Source organism: Leptospira kirschneri serovar Cynopteri str. 3522 CT (assembly GCF_000243695.2).
In the GTDB taxonomy this organism is placed as follows: domain Bacteria; phylum Spirochaetota; class Leptospiria; order Leptospirales; family Leptospiraceae; genus Leptospira; species Leptospira kirschneri.
The window spans coordinates 170,985-190,077 of the sequence record NZ_AHMN02000005.1 but is presented as its reverse complement, the minus strand read 5'-3'; the positions used below and the strand labels follow the sequence as shown (position 1 = coordinate 190,077).

General features: G+C 35.8%; 15 protein-coding genes and 1 pseudogene. 7 read left to right on the top strand and 9 right to left on the bottom strand.

Annotated elements, in window-relative coordinates:
* Window positions 1–165: 165 nt before the first annotated feature.
* From LEP1GSC049_RS219340 to LEP1GSC049_RS02000000224540, 3 genes are all read right to left on the bottom strand, one after another.
* On the bottom strand, window positions 166–2,058 hold the full coding sequence (locus LEP1GSC049_RS219340) for a DUF1561 domain-containing protein (RefSeq protein WP_016560633.1): 1,893 nt from the start codon (window positions 2,056–2,058) through the stop codon (window positions 166–168).
* Window positions 2,059–2,438: 380 nt separating this feature from the next.
* Complete coding sequence (locus tag LEP1GSC049_RS219345) at window positions 2,439–4,331, bottom strand: DUF1561 domain-containing protein (RefSeq protein WP_016560547.1); 1,893 nt, start codon at window positions 4,329–4,331, stop codon at window positions 2,439–2,441.
* A 334-nt stretch (window positions 4,332–4,665) separates the two neighbouring features.
* Window positions 4,666–4,854: a DUF1563 domain-containing protein gene (locus LEP1GSC049_RS02000000224540; protein WP_004757313.1), complete on the bottom strand. Its 189-nt coding sequence runs from the start codon at window positions 4,852–4,854 to the stop codon at window positions 4,666–4,668.
* Window positions 4,855–6,193: 1,339 nt separating this feature from the next.
* Between LEP1GSC049_RS02000000224540 and LEP1GSC049_RS219350 the strand changes: the two genes are divergently transcribed.
* The 3 genes from LEP1GSC049_RS219350 to LEP1GSC049_RS219360 are packed head-to-tail and all read left to right on the top strand — an operon-like array spanning window position 6,194 to window position 8,922.
* A complete protein-coding gene (locus LEP1GSC049_RS219350; RefSeq protein ID WP_004757324.1) occupies window positions 6,194–6,487 on the top strand; it encodes a metal-sensitive transcriptional regulator in 294 nt (97 codons plus the stop codon).
* Between the two features lie 18 nt (window positions 6,488–6,505).
* The gene (locus LEP1GSC049_RS219355) at window positions 6,506–6,706 is read left to right on the top strand and encodes a heavy-metal-associated domain-containing protein (protein WP_004753121.1); all 201 of its coding nucleotides are present in this window, start codon (window positions 6,506–6,508) and stop codon (window positions 6,704–6,706) included.
* A complete protein-coding gene (locus LEP1GSC049_RS219360; RefSeq protein WP_004760612.1) occupies window positions 6,703–8,922 on the top strand; it encodes a heavy metal translocating P-type ATPase in 2,220 nt (739 codons plus the stop codon). The genes LEP1GSC049_RS219355 and LEP1GSC049_RS219360 overlap by 4 nt, the downstream gene beginning before the upstream one ends.
* A 124-nt stretch (window positions 8,923–9,046) precedes the next feature.
* Here LEP1GSC049_RS219360 and LEP1GSC049_RS219365 read toward each other — a convergent pair whose 3' ends face one another.
* Complete coding sequence (locus tag LEP1GSC049_RS219365) at window positions 9,047–9,673, bottom strand: glutathione S-transferase family protein (RefSeq protein WP_004760623.1); 627 nt, start codon at window positions 9,671–9,673, stop codon at window positions 9,047–9,049.
* A 901-nt stretch (window positions 9,674–10,574) separates the two neighbouring features.
* Window positions 10,575–11,030: a GyrI-like domain-containing protein gene (locus LEP1GSC049_RS219370; RefSeq protein ID WP_004753213.1), complete on the bottom strand. Its 456-nt coding sequence runs from the start codon at window positions 11,028–11,030 to the stop codon at window positions 10,575–10,577.
* 249 nt (window positions 11,031–11,279) lie between these two features.
* Between LEP1GSC049_RS219370 and LEP1GSC049_RS219375 the strand changes: the two genes are divergently transcribed.
* Complete coding sequence (locus LEP1GSC049_RS219375) at window positions 11,280–12,005, top strand: PAS domain-containing protein (RefSeq protein WP_004760634.1); 726 nt, start codon at window positions 11,280–11,282, stop codon at window positions 12,003–12,005.
* Between the two features lie 59 nt (window positions 12,006–12,064).
* Here the strand turns inward: LEP1GSC049_RS219375 and msrA are convergent, their stop codons facing one another.
* Window positions 12,065–12,658 (bottom strand): peptide-methionine (S)-S-oxide reductase MsrA, encoded by a 594-nt coding sequence (gene msrA, locus LEP1GSC049_RS219380; RefSeq protein WP_004757310.1) that lies wholly within the window; start codon window positions 12,656–12,658, stop codon window positions 12,065–12,067.
* A gap of 1,166 nt (window positions 12,659–13,824) precedes the next feature.
* On the opposite strand from msrA, the pseudogene LEP1GSC049_RS2000000229030 reads away from it, so the two are divergent.
* Window positions 13,825–14,066: pseudogene (locus LEP1GSC049_RS2000000229030) on the top strand (hypothetical protein).
* Window positions 14,063–15,319 (top strand): NAD(P)-binding protein, encoded by a 1,257-nt coding sequence (locus LEP1GSC049_RS219385; RefSeq protein ID WP_004752926.1) that lies wholly within the window; start codon window positions 14,063–14,065, stop codon window positions 15,317–15,319. The pseudogene LEP1GSC049_RS2000000229030 and the gene LEP1GSC049_RS219385 overlap by 4 nt, the downstream one beginning before the upstream one ends.
* Here LEP1GSC049_RS219385 and LEP1GSC049_RS219390 read toward each other — a convergent pair.
* A complete protein-coding gene (locus LEP1GSC049_RS219390) occupies window positions 15,316–16,149 on the bottom strand; it encodes a class I SAM-dependent methyltransferase (protein WP_004757317.1) in 834 nt (277 codons plus the stop codon). The genes LEP1GSC049_RS219385 and LEP1GSC049_RS219390 overlap by 4 nt on opposite strands.
* An 859-nt stretch (window positions 16,150–17,008) precedes the next feature.
* Here LEP1GSC049_RS219390 and LEP1GSC049_RS219395 point away from each other — a divergent pair.
* Entirely contained in the window at window positions 17,009–17,539 is a 531-nt protein-coding gene (locus LEP1GSC049_RS219395) for an SET domain-containing protein (RefSeq protein ID WP_004757338.1), read from the top strand.
* Between the two features lie 17 nt (window positions 17,540–17,556).
* Here LEP1GSC049_RS219395 and LEP1GSC049_RS219400 read toward each other — a convergent pair whose 3' ends face one another.
* Both LEP1GSC049_RS219400 and LEP1GSC049_RS219405 read right to left on the bottom strand, forming a co-directional pair.
* Window positions 17,557–18,156, bottom strand: a complete 600-nt coding sequence (locus tag LEP1GSC049_RS219400) for a DUF2179 domain-containing protein (protein WP_004752982.1) — start codon at window positions 18,154–18,156, stop codon at window positions 17,557–17,559.
* A gap of 58 nt (window positions 18,157–18,214) precedes the next feature.
* Complete coding sequence (locus tag LEP1GSC049_RS219405) at window positions 18,215–19,015, bottom strand: MlaD family protein (RefSeq protein WP_004757315.1); 801 nt, start codon at window positions 19,013–19,015, stop codon at window positions 18,215–18,217.
* Window positions 19,016–19,093 lie beyond the last annotated feature (78 nt).

The window sequence follows — 19,093 nt, the reverse complement described above, 5'->3', positions numbered from 1 at the left end:
ATTTCATGGTGGCGATTGGCAAAACTGCTTCAATTGTCCATTTTAATGCGACGAAAAACAGATGGAGAAAACAACTCTATCATTGAAGTGTAATCTGTTGGATTGTGTGCTTTATTATGTAGTTCCGAGTAATTGTTATGACCTTGCACTTCTTTCTTCAATCACTTACTTGGGTAGTGCGCATCTGCCTTCCGAACACTGATTTACCGTTGCACTGGTTGGATATTCCCCTGTGCCTCTTCTGCCTTCCCCTTCTCCAGTACAATTCCTGTTTGAGATTACTAAGTCAGTAAAATTGTGGTAAAACTCTCCTAACTGTATAGTTACAAAATATACCAGAGTCCTATCTGGTCTTTCCAGATTATTGATCACCTGAACCGGATCTGTAGTAGGTGTTAAATATTGTCTGTAGAGTTCAAGTGATATGGAAGAAGGTACTCTCGTTGGAATTACCACTAATCCTTCAGAGGTTCTCAGAGTTGGAACGGCATGTCCCGCAATAGTTCCGTCTGAACGTTGTCTTCTCATTAACGCCAACCAAATACTTCCCGGAGGAGAACTTATAAGTGAGGTAATGTGTGATAACATCTCTGGCCGAGTGGTAAATTCACGAGAGGGTGTCCAGTCGTATAAAGGCATCATATTCGTAGCGGATACTAATGTCAGTAGTCTAAGTGTAGTACTGGCTGAGTTATATATCCTAGGTATATCTACCAGTAATGCATCTAATTCCGGATAACGTTGTCTAAAAGAGTTAAAAGGATCTCTATTAGGAGCTGTATCAAAGAAGTAACCCCCACTCGTAAAAGGTTCTCGAGAATGATACTCTTGGAGTTCTGCCAACATCTGAAAAGTATGAAGCAGACAAACACCGCATATACCACTTACCTGAGCATCAATTGCAGTTGAAATTGCTATATCGTAAAGTCTTCTAATCCATTCCTCAGTTAATTGAAAGTCAGATGGTAGAGTTCTTTTTACTCTTATATTATAATGTTCTTTTTTACCTGCGGGACAATACTGTTCTGTCTTTCCAAGATTACTAGCTGCGTAACGTGCCCAATTTAATAAATCTCTATCAACAAAAAACAGAGAAGTAGGACTATTGGTAGTATCCTTTTTCAAATAAGAAAGTTTAGCAGCATAGGCAACACCCCAATTCGGTCCATATCTAGTAACTCGGAGTGCATTGCCTTGATAATCCGTAATCATCCCACCTTCTTCAGTTTCAAGATATACATTCCAATAAGCGGGATTATTCTTACTGATAGGTGCATCACTACACAATGCCCACTTAACCCAATTCCAATCATAACTATTTACCTGAGAATACATACAAGAGAGCAATCCACTGACTGGGTTGTATTGAGCAAGATGTCCACTTTCAGGATTGTAGTAGATTGGTGTTGTATTTTTATCCGAACTTCCAGAACGAATAAAGTAACGATCATTTCCCAATTTCCAAGAGATAGAAGTCAGAATGCTAATGTTTCCGGGAGTGGCTACTGTCTTAATCCAATCATCCATAGAAGAATCTAAGGTATGGTCATAGTAATCCCCTGAGTTTTTTGAGATATAAGCATACCATTTATAATCCTTTAACCGATAACGTTCATCTGCAGTCCAAAAAGAGTTATCCTTTACGATCCATCTCTGTAGAGGATCATTGATCGTACAAGGTTGTAGGTTTACATAATCCCAGTTTGTTTCTCCCTTAATTACACTTTCCGGTACAGTAATACACAACCACGTGTTGTTAATGTAATAAGAAATTCTTTGAAATACATCGTATCTAGCATTACTAACTTCTTGTTCCCAGCACTGCTCAATCTGAATATAACTTTTACCTCCGATAAAAACTGGAGCATAACAAAAGCTCCCTCCATCATGGATTACGATTTTGATAGGTTTATCTTTGGGTTTATCAGTAGGTCTTTGAATGATCGAACCAGGAATTTTATTCGATGGAATAGGAACACTTTCAGGATTTACACCGTAAGAGTAACCAACTCCAATCGAAGCCAACAAAACTAATAATAAAACTATCCAACGACCCATTCTTACCTCCTCTTTTTTGAAAAATTAAGACGTGGTCATGTAACATCCATAACTACATGAGATAGATCAGTCTTCTCTCATCTTGTTTGAATCGATTTGTCGACAGTTGGAAAAATCCAAGTGAACGGAAGATATACAGTATCATTTATATACTAACGTGAGTTCGACGTAAGAAAATTGGGGCAAATAATAAACTTAGGTGCTGCTCCCTATAGATCGCGGCATAATAATCACTTTCACATTTATTATGCCGAACTCACGTTATACTAGGTATTTTATTTTATAGCTCCGAGTAGCGTGAATAATTCAATTTTATGAGCTTACTATTCAAGTAATATTATTTCGACATTTAACATTCATTCAGTTTTGAATTAGAACACTTACAGTAGTACACATCTACCTCTACCTTCTGAACACTGGTTTACTGTTGTTCTGGTTGGGTATCCTCCTGAACCTCTTCTATCTCTTCCTTCTCCAGTGCAATTCCTGTTAGAGATTGTGAAGTCAAAGGTATTGTGGTAAAACCCCCCTAACTGTGCAGTTACAAATCTTTCCAAAGTCCAACTTGACATTTCCAAGTAATTCATCACTTGAATCGGATCTGTAGTAGGTGTTAAAGATCGCCGGTAGGTGAAAAATGACAGCGAAGCAGAATTTGTTTGAATCACCACTAACCCTTGAGAGGTTCTCAGAATTGGAACGGCATGCCCTCCCGTAGTTCCATCTGGCATACGAAACCAAAACATCCCCAACCAAATACTTCCCGGAGGAGAACTTATAAGTGCGGTAATGTGAGATAACATCTCTGACCGAGTGGTAAGTTCACGAGAGGGTGTCCATACGTATTGAGGCAACATAGTTCGGGCGGATGCCAATCCCATCGGAACGCTACCGCCAGCAGCATAAACTCTAGGTATATCTACCAGCAATGCATCTAATTCCGGATAACGTTGTCTAAAAGAGTCAAAAGGATCTCTATCAGGAAGTGCATCGAAAAAGTAACCTCCACCCTGAATAGGTCCGTGGGAATGATACTCTTGGAGTTCTGCCAACATCTGAAAAGTATGAAGCAGACAAACACCGCATATGCCATGTACTTGTCCCTGACTTGTAAATGGAGTTGAAATTGCTATATCGTAAAGTCTTCTAATCCACTCCTCAGTTAATTGAAAGTCAGATGGTAGAGTTCTTTTTACTCTTATATTATAATGTTCTTTTTTACCTGCGGGACAATACTGTTCTGTCTTTCCAAGATTACTAGCTGTGTAACGAACCCAATTTAATAAATCTCTATCAACAAAAAACAGAGAAGTAGGACTATTGGTAGTATCCTTTTTCAAATAAGAAAGTTTAGCAGCATAGGCAACACCCCAATTCGGTCCATATCTAGTAACTCGGAGTGCATTGCCTTGATAATCCGTAATCATCCCACCTTCTTCAGTTTCAAGATATACATTCCAATAAGCGGGATTATTCTTACTGATAGGTGCATCACTACACAATGCCCACTTAACCCAATTCCAATCATAACTATTTACCTGAGAATACATACAAGAGAGCAATCCACTGACTGGGTTGTATTGAGCAAGATGTCCACTTTCAGGATTGTAGTAGATTGGTGTTGTATTTTTATCCGAACTTCCAGAACGAATAAAGTAACGATCATTTCCCAATTTCCAAGAGATAGAAGTCAGAATGCTAATGTTTCCGGGAGTGGCTACTGTCTTAATCCAATCATCCATAGAAGAATCTAAGGTATGGTCATAGTAATCCCCTGAGTTTTTTGAGATATAAGCATACCATTTATAATCCTTTAACCGATAACGTTCATCTGCAGTCCAAAAGGAGTTATCCTTTACGATCCATCTCTGTAGAGGATCATTGATCGTACAAGGTTGTAGGTTTACATAATCCCAGTTTGTTTCTCCCTTAATTACACTTTCCGGTACAGTAATACACAACCATGTGTTGTTAATGTAATAAGAAATTCTTTGAAATACATCGTGTCTAGCATTACTAACTTCTTGTTCCCAGCACTGCTCAATCTGAATATAACTTTTACCTCCGATAAAAACTGGAGCATAACAAAAGCTCCCTCCATCATGGATTACGATTTTGATAGGTTTATCTTTGGGTTTATCGGTAGGTCTTTGAATGGTCGAACCAGGAATTTTATTCGATGGAATAGGAACAATTTCAGGATTTACACCGTAAGAGTAACCAACTCCAATCGAAACCAACAAAACTAATAATAAAACTATCCAACGACCCATTCTTACCTCCTCTTTTTTGAAAAATTAAGACGTGGTCATGTAACATCCATAACACTATATGAAACAGATACAGTAGTTCTTCTCTGATCCTGTTTGAAAAGTTGGACGATCCGAGTGAACGGAAGATATACAGTATCATTTATCATCGTCTTTTTGATCGTTATTAACATCTTTCAACAATTCTAATACGAATTTTTAGAATTACTCATAACTATATAATAAAGTACCTAATATTTTGCATGGAATCAGTGTTTTGTGATAAAATTAACGGTACTCAATTTTATAGAGGTCTATGATTGATCTTATAATCAGATACATCTAAGAGATTCCTTAACTAGATAACAATTGGAGAAATTAGAATTTTAAAGATTGGTATTTTGTTCTGCTTTCGATTCGTTTTGGAAATTTTTTGCACGTTATCTAAAGATGTCTGTTTTAGAAAATATTCTACATAACTTGTATATAGATTTTCTAATGTTTCTAATAAAAAGAAACTAGTTAGAATCGTTAAAACTATATTCATCATTTTCACCTTCTGTTATCCTTTTTGCTCCTCAGTGAAAACAAAATTTTTCACTGTTAGGAATATTCTAATAAAGACCAATGATTATCTGTTTATTTTGAATATACATATGAATTATATTTGAATTTTGATCTGTAATTGAAAAAGTGAATATAATGGTTCTACAGATTTTGTAATATCAAAACTATAACAGTATATAAAGAACTACCAATCCCTATTACCAAATGGATTCTTGCGGGTTGAATTCAGGCGCATAAAAATTCCGCTCGAAGTTTTTTCTCATTTGATTTTAAACATTCATTCACCGTTTTACTTTTATGAACAAATAGATTATCCCAATCTCTTTGCGGTTTTCTTTTAAAAAATAAATCAAACCCTGATTTTTATTAAAATCTATAAAATTAAATACTATGAGTTTGATTACAAAATGTTATTGGAGTTCAAAATATTCAGTATTCATTAAGATCAGATCTATACATAAAATCGACGTTTTAAGACCCCATGAAATAAAAATTCATTTCAAAAGATTCTGAAATTTTCGTAAATTTTAGAACTTGTACCAAACCTTTAAAAAAACAGTTATAATCAATAGAGTTGTTGAAAATTTCATATCTAATATTAGAAAAGCGGCATAATCCATTCACTTTAATGGATAAGAAACAAAAAAATTAATCTTTCAACGACCCTGCTCATAACTATATATTAAAGTACCTAATAGAGTTGTTGAAAAATTAATTCTTGATCTGTTTGTATTGGATTGAATGGACAATTGAAGTAATTTTATGAATTTTCACTATGGAATTTTTCAACAACTCTAATATTTTACATAGAATCAGCGTTTTGTGATAGAATTAACGGTACTTATTTTTATAGGGATCAGTAATATCAATTCAGGACAAGAAAATTTGGGCAAATCCGGCTTACCACAGACAGTCGGACCGCGCTTTCCACTCCAGTCAATAAATTGCATGAAAGAAACGTAATATAATATTTTACCTTAAGTTTCAAACGCGATCCATAGAGAACGTTTTGCTGAGTTCTTCTACGCTTCAATCGCTTTTGCATTGGATTTTATAGAACTTATGTGAAACGCCGTTCTATAGTAAACATTTAGGAAATCAATTTTATAGGAACGAGTAAAAAACCGTCTCAACAATACTTTATCTTTGCTTAAAATGCCGATTCTAAGATATTTTTGAGACGGTTTCTAAAAGTTTTAAATTAATTAGAGCTAAATCTAAAACTAAGAAAAAAATCACGAAGAGTATTTACACAAAGACGTATAAAATAAACAACCAACAAGTGAAATCAAAGTCTATAGTATAGAGGGGTATAGTATATGAAATATAAACCAAAACACAAACTTAGATCGGATCCAAAGGAAAGTAAAAATCTGATTCTAAGGTTAAAAAAAATAGAAGGGCAGATACGAGGAATTCAAGGAATGATTGAAAACGAAAAATATTGCGACGAAGTACTCAATCAAATATCTTCCGTAAAATCGGCATTAGATGGCGTATCTAGGGGATTGCTAAAGAGTCATATTCGAACGTGTGTCACGGAGAGAATCAGAGGAAACGACTCAAAAATTTTAGAAGAATTTATAAGAACTATAGGTTACGTTCTTAGGTAAATAAAGGAAGAGGATCTAATGAAAGAAATCAGACTAACTGTAGAAGGAATGACCTGCATACATTGTTTAAAAACGGTTGAGTCGGCATTAAAAGAAGCCGGGTTTACGGGAAAAGCAAACTTAGAAAATCGGGAAGTAGTTTATTACGGAAAAGGAACTACAGAAGAATTATCGAAGGTTAAAGACGCTATTTTAAAAGAAGGTTATAAACCAACATGAAAGTTCAACAAGAAGCACCTTTAAACAAAATGACATTAGACGTAATTGGAATGACCTGTGCTAATTGCGCTCTTAGGATTGAAAAAGGACTTAAAAAATTACCGGGGGTTAAGGATGTAAGAGTTAATTTTGCAATGGAAACTGCGGAGGTTAATTTTGAATCTTCAATTTCGGAAGAAAACCTACTGGATAAAATAGACTCCTTAGGTTATCGCGCGGTTGTTCACGAGGATCTAGAGATAGACAGAGAGATCCAGAAAAAAGAATTCAAAAAACTGAAAATTAGAGTTGTTATTTCGGTGTTTTTGTCTTTACCGTTGCTTTTAAGTATGGTTGGGCATTTCGAAAACAATCTAACTTTTGAATATTTATCTTTTCTAATGAACCCTTGGTTACAGTTTATTTTAGCTACTCCAATCCAATTTTGGATTGGCGCTTCTTTTTATAAGGGTAGTTTTCGTGCTCTTAGAAATGGGGGTGCTAATATGGACGTTCTGGTTGTTTTAGGAACTTCTGCGGCTTATTTTTACAGCGTCTATTTGACTTTTATTTTCAATGAAACACATATTCATAAAACAACTAATCTATATTATGAAACTTCATCTGTATTGATTACTTTGATTCTTTTTGGAAAGTTATTGGAACATATAGTAAAGGGAAAATCTTCGAAGGCAATTCAATCTTTGGTCAATTTACAACCTAAAAAAGCGAACGTTGTTAGAGAAAAAGAAATTCAAGAGATCCCTTTGCTTGCGGTTCGCCCCGGAGATTTGGTTTTGGTGAAGTCGGGAGAAAGTATTCCTGTGGACGGAATGATAGAGGAAGGAAGTTCGACCGTCGACGAATCGATGTTAACTGGAGAAAGTATTCCAGTTGAAAAGACAATTTCCAGTTTCGTTTATGGGGGTTCATTAAATCAAAGCGGGACTTTCAAGTTCAGGGCTTTTAAAGTTGGAAAAGAAACTTTACTTTCCGGGATCATTCGAGCGGTTCGGGAAGCACAAGGAACCAAGGCTCCGATTCAAAGGATTGCCGATCAAATTTCGGAAGTTTTTGTTCCCGTGATTGTTTTGATTTCGATCATTACCTTATGCGTATGGTATCTTTGGATTTCACCTTCTGATTTTTCGGGAGCACTGGAAAAGGCGATCGCCGTACTTGTGGTTGCTTGTCCTTGTGCCTTAGGTTTGGCGACTCCGATTTCGGTTTTAACCGGATCCGGAAAAGCGGCTACTATGGGAATTTTGTTTCGTAACGCGGAAGCATTAGAAATTTTGCATAAAGTAAACGCGATTGTTTTTGATAAGACGGGAACCTTAACTTATGGAAAGCCGGTTTTGAAAAGTTTAGAAAGTTTGAATATACTTAAAGAAAATAATTTACTTACGCTTGCCGCTTCTGCGGAACAAAATTCGGAACATCCTCTTTCAAAAGCGATTGTAAAAAGCGCAAAGAAAAAAGGTCTTGTTTTAACGATTCCCGAAAATTTTGAAACAATACCCGGAGGAGGTATTTCCGCTATCGTAGAAGGAAATCGGATATTGATTGGAACCGAGAGATTATTTTATGAAAGAGAAATCGAATTGAATCAAGAATTAAACGATCTGAAACGAATGAGAGAGGAAGAAGGAAATACGGTCGTTCATTTGAGCGTGAATGGAGTTCATTCCGCTATATTGACGTTTGCGGATACGGTCAAAGAATCTACTCCAACTACGATCCAAAAATTGAAATCTTTGGGTATGGAAATTTACATGATAACCGGAGACAACGAAAGAACGGCTCGAGTCATCTCAAAGAATTGTGGCATTGAACATGTGTTAGCTGAAGTTCTTCCGGAAAAAAAAGCCGTGGAAGTTAAAAATCTAAAAAGTTCGGGAAAAGTGGTTTCTATGGTAGGGGACGGAATTAACGATGCCCCCGCGCTTGCGATTTCGGATCTTGGGATTGCTATGGGAACAGGAACGGATGTGGCGATGGAATCTTCCGATTTGGTGATCGTAAACGGGGATTTGAATTCGATTGTAAATGCTATTACTATCAGCAGAAAAACGGTTTATAATATTCGACAGAATTTTTTCTGGGCGCTACTCTATAATACGTTAGCTATTCCGATCGCAGCCGCTGGATTTTTAGCACCCTGGATTGCGGGTGGCGCCATGGCTCTCAGTTCGGTTTCGGTGGTTTTGAACGCCCTTAGATTACAAAGAAATTGATTCTTAATAAATTAGTAATTTAATATATTAAAATGTTTTATTTTTATAGAAAATTTATATATATAAAAAAATTCATTTTTTAACTACTCTGTTATATAATTCTGAGTAGTTTTCACAAATTCTATTACTTACTTTTTAAAGCTTCTTCTATCCATTCTTTATAAGAATGAAGACCGCTGATCGTAGAAACATATTTATTTGCTTCCGAATCGAGTTTTATTCCGTATGTAATGAATCTTCCCACAACGGGAGTATAAAATGCGTCGGCGATCGTAAATTCTTTTCCGAATAAAAAAGGACCTTGATATAAATTCAAACAGTCTTTCCAAATAGATTCAATTCTTTGAATATCTTTCCAAACTTCTTCGGGAAACGATTTGCCGTAGAGTCTTTCGATTATTTTCATTGGTAGATTTTTTCTAAGATCGGAAAAGCCGGAGTGCATTTCAGCTACGACGGAACGAGCGATGGCTCTTAATGTTTTATCTTTGGGCCAAAGATTTTTTTCGGGAAAGGTTTCTGCCAAGTATTCTACGATGCTGTTGGTGTCCCAGATTTTGACGTCTCCGTCTATTAGAACTGGCACTTTACGCGCATCGGAATAGAGTTTTATTTTTTCGTAAAATTCGGGTGTGTTTAGAGTTAGAGAAATTTCAATAAATGGAATATTCTTTTCTTTTAATAAAATCCAAGGACGCATGGACCAAGAGGAAAGTTTTTTGTCACCGATCACAAGTTGAAGATTTGTCATACGGTCAAATTCTTTTGAGGATGGAATTTTGAAAATTGAAATTAGATACCTCTGGATTTGAAAAGAAGGTGCTTTTTACTGATTTTATAAAATTGAGTAGTATCAATTTTCATCACCAAGCACGTTTTATTAAGAAATATTTGGGATAGTTCTGAGTAGAAAGTAATGTCTACTAAACCGGATTTATATCTTAAACGTGCGTTCTTAAACTTATCAAAGGATTCAAGATTTTTTTGTAATTTGTGGGAACTACAGCAAATCATGATTTTACGAGCAAATTCTAAAATTGTAGGAACTCATACTTTAGAAAACTCTTTCTCGTTTTCTTACGCCCGAGTTCACGTTAAAATAGTAATTCTTAGATTTTCGAAAGTTTATTTGTAAAATTGCGGTTTGTGGGAACTAACACGTTTTGTGAAAAAATTTTCTCATAAAACAATCGGGGAACTCTCACAAATTACAATCTTTTCGGAGGATTGTCTCAAAAAAACTACTAGATTAGCGTGAGTTCGACATAAGAAAACCGGGGCGAATCCGGCTTGCCACAGGCAGCCGGCCCGGGCTCTTTAGCTCTGGTCAATAAATTGCATACAGGAAACATAATACAACAATCGTCTTTAGTTCATTCATCGATCCCTTTCGCGTTACGCCCTGCTCACGTTAGATTAGAGCCATCACTTCTTCTTGAACGTAAATTCATGGAGAAAATCTTGGCAAATAAAAAATCCAATGCCGCTTCCTGAATTCAATAAAACACCTCCTCGACGACTCGGGTTGTTCGATAGAGTTTGTAAAAATAAACGTGGGTTTATTTAAAAAAACATGATGTCCTTCGTGTGCAGAATTATAAAATTAATAGTTTAGTATTTTATGAATTTATAAAGTATTTGTGAAAATTCTGTTAATCCTTGATGGAAAGAAAAAGACGAACTTGAGTTTCTGAAGTTGTCAAAAAATCTATTGGATAAATTTCATAGTCTATTTCAAAAGCTCGTCTGCGTTTTATATCCGAGTTTGCCCAAACTACTTGCCAGAGTTCAATGATAATATTCGGACTTTTACCTTTTGACGAAGTCAATTCCAAGAATTTTCCTTCCGGAAGTTGAACTGTTTCGAAGATATTAATTTCATCGGAAGGAACTCCGATGAAAAAAGAGTATTCTCCGTTTTCGTCGCTTTCGTAATCTTTGTAGACGGCATAGATGAACTTGTCTGTGATCTTGAGTTTAGGTAAAACTTCACCGAAAAATTTCTCCCATAATTTCGGAATGTTTCCGTTTGATCCCATTTCATTTTCATTCTTTGTACGAGTTCCGATTCCAATAAGATGTTTTTGAGGCATGAAACATTCTTTCATAATTCTTTCCTTATCATTAAACATTTCATTAATAGAAGAATAGAATATTTTCCTAATGAAGTTAAAAATAAAATTTAAGCAAATATCTACGATTAAATGAGGCAGTCTATTACTTAATGGATTTAAATTATTGATATTTATCAATGTTTCTCAATGTTTTCGAAGGCCACTTAGTTGACGAATCCAACTAAATACTTAGGTATGTTTATAGCGGTTCAATATAGATAAGAATCGTTTATTCCTTAAGAAATGGAGGAGATCTATGTCTACGATGAAAGTAAAAATCGAGGAGGTAAAGAAATTATGAACCTTTCTTCGATTTTAGTTTCTTATTTTTATCAATATCCACACGCGATGTTTATAACAAATCGGTGCGGGATGATTGAATATATCAATCCGGTATTTGAAACACTTTCCGGTTATAGCAGAAGTGAACTGATTGGGCAAAATCCGAAGTTGTTTCAAGCCGGTGTACACGATCCTTGTTTCTACGAAGAATTATGGAAAACAATTCTTTCAGGCAAAGAATACGAAGGGAATTTCTTAAATCGAAATGGGTCAGGAGAAACGATTGCTTGGAAGGAAAGGATTACCCCTCTTCGAGACGAAGCGGGAAACATTTCAAATTTCTTATGTAGAGTAGACCTTTCTTCGAAAGACGAGGTCGGTGCGGTTCCAACCCAAGAACAGTCGATGCCAGCCGAAAATCTTCAAAACACAAAAGTTAAAGAATCTCTTTTCCCGCAACTGCAAAGGGAATACGGACTAACGTGTCAGGAAGCGAAAATCTGTGAACGTTTGGTTGCGGGTCAGACAAGAGCTTGTCTAATTCAACAACTTGGAGTACATTCAGGAACTCTAAAGAACCATCTCAAAGCGATTTATAGAAAAACGATCGAAAAAGATTTGCCTCAACCTGGGCAAGGAAGAGATAAACTTCAAAGACTTACCATGTTTTTGATTCGTCTCTGCTGATCAGATTTAAAAACACAAGGAATCGGAATAGAACACAATCGATTCGGATTCCTTGTGTTTTAACGTTGTCTACACATTCTTTCTAAATAATCCTCTCTTCCAGAGTACTTTCTATATTTCTTATATTGTTCTGAATTGGTTTTGTAATAATTTTGGTGGTATTCTTCCGCAGGATAAAAAGAAGTAAAAGGAATGATCTCGACTACGATTGAACCGGAAAACTTTCCTGATTTTGAAATTTTTTGTTTGGATTTTTCGGCGGTTTTTTTTTGAATTTGATTGTGATAGAAAATGCCGGTTCTATATTGATTCCCTCTATCTGCAAATTGTCCGCCGTTGTCCGTTGGATCGATTTGATTCCAAAAAACTGTTAATAACTCTTCATAATGGATTTTAGAAGAATCGAATTCTATTTGAACACTTTCTCTATGACCCGTTTTGCCTCGACTTACTTCTTCATAAGTAGGATAAAATTCTTTTCCTCCGGAATAACCGGCTACGACCGAGATAACTCCGGGAAGAGATTCGAAAGGTCCTTCCATACACCAAAAACAACCGCCTGCAAACGTGGCTTTTTCCATTTTAGGAGCCGCAGTTAAATTAGGAAAAAAGAATATAAGACAGATAAAAATTAAAATTCTAAAATAAACCATCTATTAAAAGAATTCGAAGTTTGGAAAGATTTGTTACTAAAAAAGAACTTGTATTATTGATTTTTGGGAAATTTTTATCGAATTCAAAAAGGATCTTCCGATTCAATTTTTACATAAAGCCGTCGTTTAAAGGCTTTCACAAAAATGAAAAATTCATTAGAGTTGTTGAAAAATTTTATGGTTCATATTAACAAAACTGTAAATTTTCATAAAACGAAAACAGATGGAAAATTCATTTTTCAATAACTCTAATTTATAGAAATTTTTTTTTAAGTGAGGAATAATAAAAAAACATTCAAAGTGCGCTGAGGCTTTGAAATCTATGATACTTTATTAGAATTGTTAAAAAATTCTATGGTTCATATTAACAAAACTGCAAATTTTCATAAAACGGAAACAAATGGAGAATTCATTTTTCAATAACTCTATTGTCAATACTCAGAATTATATCATAGATGCCGCAAATCTTTATCAAGAGCGTGGTCGCGAGTTGTCTTCGTTATGAGATTCGTGAGCTTACTACTAAGATTTAGAGCGCTTATTTGCCAAAATTTTCTTACATCGAAGTAAAGTGGATTTTTGCAATCAACTCGTATTATGAAATCGATAACGGTAGATGGTTTGAGAAAACTACTAAAATTTACAATTACTACTCGAACGCATAAATAACGTGAGTTCGAGATAAGAAAACCGGGGCGAATCCGGCTTGCCACAGGCAGCCGGCCGGGCTCTTTAGCTCTGGTCAATAAATTGCATACAGGAAACATAATACAACAATCGTTTTTAGATTCAATTTATTGACCCCGCATCGATCCCTTTCGCGTTACGCCCTGCTCACGTTAAAATAGAATACTTGGATTAGATTGTTTCAAAAATTTGAATGTTTTTGGTCTTGTTCTAAGATGTAGTAAATCCCGAATTGCGGAATTTTTTAAGTAACCGCTATTTTTTTGCAAATTCGGCTGTTAAAACTTGGTACTATTTTCATGCGTCCGAGCAGTAAATTCAGAAAATGTCTCAAAACTGAAAAGCCTTTATTTGCAATGTGACGTAAATTGTGGGAACTACCACGTTTTGTTAAACATTCAAAGAGGATTCATTTCGAGATTTTAGAAAGGATTCTAAAAAAATGTGGGAACTACTGCAAATTTAGATCTTAAAGTGGAATTAAAACTTACTTTGTTCCGACAAATCATCTCATTCAAAAAAATATATACAAAAGGATAAAAATTTTTTCGCAAGTAAAAGGAATATCAGACTTATACACCAACTGAAGGTTTAAAATCCAATTTAAGGATCGATTTGATTGTCAAAAAAATCTTTCGAACGTATCCATGGGATTTTCGTTTTAAAAGAAAAAAATCCTATGTTTTCTTTTCAGAAATCTAAATTTAAGAATCAAATATGAAAATAGCAATCTTAGGAAGTGGAATCGCGGGATTGAGCGCGTGTTGGTATCTAAGCAAGGAACATGACGTAATTTTAATTGAACGTCATTCTCTTCCAGGAATGGACGCGCATGGAACGGACGTATCATTAAAGGACGGAGTTTTTCGGTTTGACGTACCTTTTAGAGCGTTCAAACAAAATTACTATCCTTGTCTGATAGAAATGTATAACGAGGCCGGAATCGAATTCAGACCGGTAGATTATTCTTTTTCTTTGAGTGAAAGGGACGGAACTACCTATTTTCAATTTGCTACGATCGGAATCGGAGGAAATTTTTATCCCTTTGTTTCTCCGGTTTGTTTTAAAAACGGGGAATCTAGAAAAATTTTTTCTGATACAATTCGTTTTTATAGTGAATCTGCAAAACAATTGGAATCCCTGCATGGAGAACAACTTACGATTTCCGGATTCTTACAAAGATTCGGATATTCTAAAGAATTTGAAAATAAATATCTGATTCCAATGTTCGCCACCATAAACACGTGTACGATCCAAAGCGCAAAAAATTATCCGGCGGAAGCGGTGATTCGTTATCATTCTAATGGATTGAAGTTTCTGCGATTTTTAACCGCAAGTCATGGAACCAAGGATATTACAGAAAAACTTTCCATCGGAGCAAAGGAGCTTAGATTAAAAACCAATCCTAGAAAGATAGAACAGAACGGGAAAAAAGTATTTGTTTCTTTTGATGACGGAAAAGAAGAATTTGATCGGGTAATTATTGCGACCCCGGCAAATCAGGCCATTTCGTTGCTGCCAGAAGAGATGGCTTCGGAAAAAGAGCTTCTTTCAGCGTTTCATTATGAGGAATCAGAAATTTTAATGCATACCGATCCTTCTTTTATGCCAAATAAAAAAAGACACTGGGCCCCGCTTTGTTTTACACTTTCACCGGAAACAGACAAACCTTCTGCTACAATCCGTTTGAATAAAGTTCTTCCGGAAATCGGAAAGGCTGAAATTTTTCAAACCTGGAATCCATTAGAAGAACCTAAACGAGGAACTTTAATTTCCCGTTCCCGATTTGAAAGACCGATTATCGATTTGAAAAATCAAAAGACGGTAGAAAAACTAAAAGCGCTTCAAGAACAACCTGGAAGAAAAATCTGGTTTTGCGGCTCTTATGCAAGATATGGAATTCCTCTATTAGAAGCGGGGGTCTCTACTTCTTTAGACGTAAAACGTTGGGTAGAAAATTCAGAGCCTTTTTAGCTCGGTTTGACCGCCGAATATAAAACAAATTGAAAGTATTTCTTCATTCTCTCTCCACCTAAAAATTCGGCAAAGTAGGAATACTTACGAGAGATGTTTTTAGGAATGTTAGGTTCTTTCGATTTCATTTTAAGAAAATTTGAAAAACCTTCAAAGATGTACTCTTCTAAAAAATCAAAATCTTCCAACAAAAAGCCGGAAGATCTTAGAAGTTGGGAAAGAGAATCCGGCGTAACTCGGTTGTTTTTAGGGATTGAACCGGATCTACAAATCATTTTTCTAAACCAAGAATCTATCATTCCCAGTTTCGAATTTTTCAAAATCAGTTCGGCGGAAACTAATCTGCCTCCAGGTTTGAGAATTTGAAAGGCCTGTTTACAAAATTCGATTCGATTGGAAAAGAAAGAAGCGCTGTCCAGACAAAGAATTCGATCTAAAGATCGATGTGGAAAGGAAAGGATCACTTTTTCGACGGGAGAACAAATCAATTTAGGGGAAACATCAGATTTAGATTCTATCAGATTTTTTGCAAATTCTGTTTGGACGAAAGAGCCGTTGACACCTACTAGATCGGAAAAGTCGAGAGAGAATTCTTCCTTCCAAACGAAGAACTGATCCCCACATCCAAAACCTAGATCCAATGTTTTAAGTCCAGGTTTTAGATCCGCTTTTTCACCTAAGAGCAGTGCTAACTCTTTACAGGCAGTGGGGTAGTCGGTAGAATTTTTCCAATAACCGAGATTCGCCCAGGAAGAATTTTTCGGATTGAGATAAAGATGTGCGAGTGTATCCGGAGCTTCTGCGCGTTTTTTCTTTAAAAAGATTTTCATTTAGAAAAATTTTGTTAAACCGAAGTGTTAAAATTTGCAGTTAAATCGGCTATTTGAATCAATTTAAGTGAATTTTTCATTCTTAATAATACATAGAGAATTTTTATAAAATCCAAAAAATAAGAATTAGATTTATCGAATTTAGAGTTTGTCCCAAAACCAAAATGAGGTTTTGGATTTGTTCGAAAAAACTCAGTAAATATGAATTCTCATGTCGCATTAATGAATGGCTATACATATATTTAGTTTATCTGGGTTTTGTAAAGTACGTCCCTGAAAACTCTTTTAAAAAAATCGAATCCATCTCATTGATCATTTTACTTTTAGATCCGGATTGTATTAAAAAAAGAAACTCATTCATAAAAAATGTTTATCTTATCCTTATTTTTCAGGAGAACTCGGGTGGTTCGAGCGAACTTTATACACTCGTAAAAAATCTGATTCTATTTCTAAAGAAAAGGATTTTGAAAAACAAGTAAAACAGATTTAAGGAAACATAGGAGATCGATTTTTTACGTTTTGTTTTTTGAGTTTTACTGAGTGTACAAAGATCCTAAATAGAAATAGGTTCTTTCAAAATTTTTCGTTGGTCCTAGAAATTTTAGGAAATAATTTTCAAATTGAATGAATGATCCGTCAGAAACGAAAGAGGATAAAACTTTTTTAGAGTCGCCGGTCCCATCTGTTTTGTCTGAAGGTAGATCTTAGAAAGTTGATTTACGTTTTTGGAATGAAATTGAGGTCGACTGGAAGTTGCATTAAATATTACTCGAATTTAGTATTTTAATTGAAGTTTTTTTTATACCATTCTTGATAGATAAAAATTTTGCCAATGGCAATAAACGCAGGGATCTTCTGCATGATCGAAAAACGAATCAACAAATTCGGGGAGAACGGAACCTTCGCAACGAAGGCCATCCCCAAGGGAACCTTGCTGTTCAGTTACAGCGAGTGGATCGAAGACGAAGAATTTGGGTGGAAAGTTCTAACGGTCGAAGAAGCCGAGTCGCTTCCCGATTCTGAAAAGGACATCTTCATGAAATACGGATACGATGTGGACTTCGGTTTAGTGACCGGGCCTACCAGTGATCAGTATGTGATCAATCATTCTAACTTCATGAATCATTCTTGTGATCCAAATATGTGGTACGATCAAGACGATAACATCGTAGCCAAAAGGGACATTCGAGCCGGAGAAGAACTTACCATCGACTATGCGAATTTCATCGTAAACTTCGACCAGACCTTCGAGTGCGGCTGTGGATCTGTGAACTGTAGAAAATCCATTCGAAAAGATGATTGGAAACTTCTAGTTAACGAATATCAGATGAACTTTCCTAAATTCATCCAAAAAGAAATCAAAAAACTTTACGTCAAAATTCCGGTATAAAAACCCAAACGAAAATATTACTTTCTAATTTTTAGGATTTTTTCCAGGATTCCTCTTCTGAGAAGTCCTGGAGAATCTTCGAATGCGGTCGTATTGGTTCTTCGGGCGTTTTCTATCGAATAAAATACGTCCGGTTCCACGTTCTGAACGATCTTCATCGCCTGATCGATTTTTTTTCTTTTTAAAACTGTAAGAACGATTTTGACCGGGCCCCGGCTGCCGTGTCCGTTTATCGTAGTCACCCCGTAACCTGCTTCGGAAAGTTTGTTTGCGATTTTGTTTCCGTTTTGAGGGGATATGATTCTTAGAAGTGAAAAGCCGATCGCCAGTTTTTCTTCTAAAATCATTCCGATAAAAGTGCCAGTTGCAAAACCTCCTGCGTAGGCGAGATAACAAAATACGTTGTTTAAATTTTTGATAACCTGAGTGATTACGACAACCCAGAGTAGGACCTCTAAAAATCCTAGAGAGGCTGCGATTCCTTTTTTTTCTCTTGTAAGAAGTATGACTCGGATCGTTCCGATGGATACGTCTGTAACTCTAGATAAAAAAATAAAACAAGGCAATAAAACGTAATCAAAGATAGGGTTTCCTGTCGAAGGAAAACTGAATTCCATACAATACAAATATCTTTGAAAGAACGATTTTCGTCGAGGAGAAGAAGAGTTTTAAAATTTATAACTTTTCGAAATAATATCGATTACTCACGTTTCCGATCAAAGTAGTTCTACGATACATGTTGATCGTGAGTGGGATCGGAGCGGAACGTTCCAACTTGCGGTTCCCTTCCAAATAACGGCGAGCATCGTTGCCGAAAATTCTAGCATCCGTAAGTAATTCGATCACGTTATCGTACGTTTCTGGGGAATTAATGATCTTAGGAATTGTTCCTCGATTTGATTTTAGCTTTTCTGAAATTTCGTAGAAATTATTAAAAGAAGTTCGGATGTCTTCACGATTTTCTCGAATGACTCCTGTGGAAGCCGCAAAAAAATCTTCAAAGTAATCTGCAGAAGGTAAGAAGTCGGGAGATTTTTGTTCCTCTTCTAAATAGGTAGGTTGAAAAAAAGACGTCTCTTCTTTATCAAAAGATCCAGGATCTATATCAATGGTTCTTCCGGAGAGGATTGTATTGGTTTGGAATGTAATTCTATAATTGTCCCAGAGTGTGATCGGCTCTTTCAGTCTAATAATAATTTCGATTGCCTTGGTTTGATCCTTATTTAGGAATCTTTGATCTTCTACTTCATCGATCGGAACCACGTCTAAACTACGCACAATTCCTTTTTCTACTCCTAAAATTCGAACGGGTGCGCCTGGATGAATTCCTTCCAAACGAGGATAATAAATTTTCATGGTATACGGATATTCGTCTTTGGTTCCGGCCTTTTCAATGACGGAGACATACATACTTAAGGAAAATGCTAAGAAAAAAACAATCCCAGTTAGAACGGCTGTGTGTTTGGAAAGATTCATAAAAAGATTAGGCTTCTAGCTCAGATCGGATTTTATAAGTCGGTTATTTTGACGCGACCTTCTTTTTGTTCGTAAAAT

Excerpts from the sequence above, each read along its gene's own strand:
- LEP1GSC049_RS219340 (WP_016560633.1), bottom strand. The coding sequence starts at position 2,058 with ATGGGTCGTTGGATAGTTTTATTATTAGTTTTGTTGGCTTCGATTGGA.
- LEP1GSC049_RS219345 (WP_016560547.1), bottom strand. The coding sequence starts at position 4,331 with ATGGGTCGTTGGATAGTTTTATTATTAGTTTTGTTGGTTTCGATTGGA.
- LEP1GSC049_RS02000000224540 (WP_004757313.1), bottom strand. The coding sequence starts at position 4,854 with ATGAATATAGTTTTAACGATTCTAACTAGTTTCTTTTTATTAGAAACA.
- LEP1GSC049_RS219350 (WP_004757324.1), top strand. The coding sequence starts at position 6,194 with ATGAAATATAAACCAAAACACAAACTTAGATCGGATCCAAAGGAAAGT.
- LEP1GSC049_RS219355 (WP_004753121.1), top strand. The coding sequence starts at position 6,506 with ATGAAAGAAATCAGACTAACTGTAGAAGGAATGACCTGCATACATTGT.
- LEP1GSC049_RS219360 (WP_004760612.1), top strand. The coding sequence starts at position 6,703 with ATGAAAGTTCAACAAGAAGCACCTTTAAACAAAATGACATTAGACGTA.
- LEP1GSC049_RS219365 (WP_004760623.1), bottom strand. The coding sequence starts at position 9,673 with ATGACAAATCTTCAACTTGTGATCGGTGACAAAAAACTTTCCTCTTGG.
- LEP1GSC049_RS219370 (WP_004753213.1), bottom strand. The coding sequence starts at position 11,030 with ATGAAAGAATGTTTCATGCCTCAAAAACATCTTATTGGAATCGGAACT.
- LEP1GSC049_RS219375 (WP_004760634.1), top strand. The coding sequence starts at position 11,280 with ATGGAGGAGATCTATGTCTACGATGAAAGTAAAAATCGAGGAGGTAAA.
- msrA (WP_004757310.1), bottom strand. The coding sequence starts at position 12,658 with ATGGTTTATTTTAGAATTTTAATTTTTATCTGTCTTATATTCTTTTTT.
- LEP1GSC049_RS219385 (WP_004752926.1), top strand. The coding sequence starts at position 14,063 with ATGAAAATAGCAATCTTAGGAAGTGGAATCGCGGGATTGAGCGCGTGT.
- LEP1GSC049_RS219390 (WP_004757317.1), bottom strand. The coding sequence starts at position 16,149 with ATGAAAATCTTTTTAAAGAAAAAACGCGCAGAAGCTCCGGATACACTC.
- LEP1GSC049_RS219395 (WP_004757338.1), top strand. The coding sequence starts at position 17,009 with ATGATCGAAAAACGAATCAACAAATTCGGGGAGAACGGAACCTTCGCA.
- LEP1GSC049_RS219400 (WP_004752982.1), bottom strand. The coding sequence starts at position 18,156 with ATGGAATTCAGTTTTCCTTCGACAGGAAACCCTATCTTTGATTACGTT.
- LEP1GSC049_RS219405 (WP_004757315.1), bottom strand. The coding sequence starts at position 19,015 with ATGAATCTTTCCAAACACACAGCCGTTCTAACTGGGATTGTTTTTTTC.